Raw genomic sequence first — 1,403 nt, 5'->3', positions numbered from 1 at the left:
TCATCATAAGAATTACACTTGCTGCTCTTTTACGGTGGCAGCCTGAACGGTCAGAAGTATCATTGTATATCATTTGTATCATGGCATATAAAGTATCGCTCTATTTTATTGATGGTTTTAATGTCGCTCTTATCATGGCGAGCCATTCAAAACTGCTCCACAAATGAGGAAAGTACCATTTTGGACTATTCAATTGTCAATGTGCTTTCTTAACCTACTACTTTTTGGAGTAATGGTCTTCTTTATTATCCACTCGACCTACAAGGTAGTCTAGACTTACCTTGTAAAAATCTGCAAGTTTGATAAGGTCATTTATAGAGATTAGCCTGCTACCAGCTTCCATTTTAGAATAAGCTGATCTTGTACAATTCAAAACGATTTTCGCAATATATTCTTGTGTCAAATCATCATCTTCACGTAAATCTCTAATCCTTTTCAACATTTGTTGTCTCCTAAAACAAGTATAATATAGTTATTTTCTTATTTTTAAATATGTGACAAATTGGCACATGAAACTATTCTATATATACTTTTTAGGAAACTGTTTACTCTAAATGTATCTCATTTTCCTCAATAGATTTCATATTTTGTTTTTTCTTATATTTCTTTATTGTTTTATTAAATATTTSAAATAAATTTATTGCTTCTCTATGTTGTTCCTTCAGTGTTTCAATCTTTCCTTTATATATGCATAAATCCTTCTCTATTGTATCTACTGAACTTTTACCTTGAATACTATTTTCTAAATTGCTAGAACTATTTGTCGTATTATTCAACAATACTTCCTCTAAATTAGTTAAATCATCAATTTTATTTTGGACTTGTTCAATCATATTCTCTAGATATGATATTTGGGCAATGAAATCATTTGTTATATCTTCAAAATCATTCGGACTATTTTCCGCAGATATAAGAAAATCTAATTGTTCTATTTTTTCTTTAATTTTGCTAAGAGAAGTTCTTCTATACATATACTGCGGTTCATACTGAAGATTAAATTGTCTAATCAAAGTTTTACCTTTCATAAAGCGATTTTTTTCTGCTGAATCTTTATGGTATACATAGTAAGAACTAGTTTCTCTGATAAATACTTTAACTTTTTCTTCTTCCATATTGATCTGAATATTTGGTACAAAAATAAGTCCTTCTTGTCGAATGCCAAAATGTACCTTAATGTACATTCCATCGTCTACTACTTCTTCTATTTGATTAAGATTCAACTCTACCTCAAACTCATGAACTGTATCCCTATTTCTCTTGAAATCTTGATAAGATTTCCATACCATCTCTTCTGACGGCAACTCCTAGCATTTTTAACCACATTGTTTCTACAAGTTCTCTACCGCTATCTGTTAGCAACACGATGTTTTGCCGGCGATCCTGTGGATTCCGCTTCCGAAAAA

At 30.8% G+C, this 1,403-nt stretch carries 1 protein-coding gene and 1 pseudogene; both read right to left on the bottom strand.

Going from position 1 to position 1,403, the window contains the following annotated elements; genetic code table 11:
* Positions 1–217: 217 nt before the first annotated feature.
* Positions 218–442 carry a helix-turn-helix domain-containing protein gene (locus K4H96_RS00255; protein ID WP_004261340.1) on the bottom strand — a complete coding sequence of 75 codons (225 nt, stop codon included), beginning with the start codon at positions 440–442 and terminating at the stop codon, positions 218–220.
* Between the two features lie 103 nt (positions 443–545).
* Positions 546–1,304 (bottom strand): annotated as a pseudogene (locus tag K4H96_RS00250) (helical hairpin domain-containing protein); the annotation flags it as partial.
* Positions 1,305–1,403 lie beyond the last annotated feature (99 nt).

Origin of the sequence: Streptococcus sanguinis (genome assembly GCF_020729765.1) — a bacterium.
In the GTDB taxonomy this organism is placed as follows: Bacteria; Bacillota; Bacilli; order Lactobacillales; family Streptococcaceae; genus Streptococcus; species Streptococcus sanguinis_Q.
The sequence above is the reverse complement of the archived record's forward strand: the minus strand, read 5'-3'. Positions and strand labels throughout refer to the sequence as shown.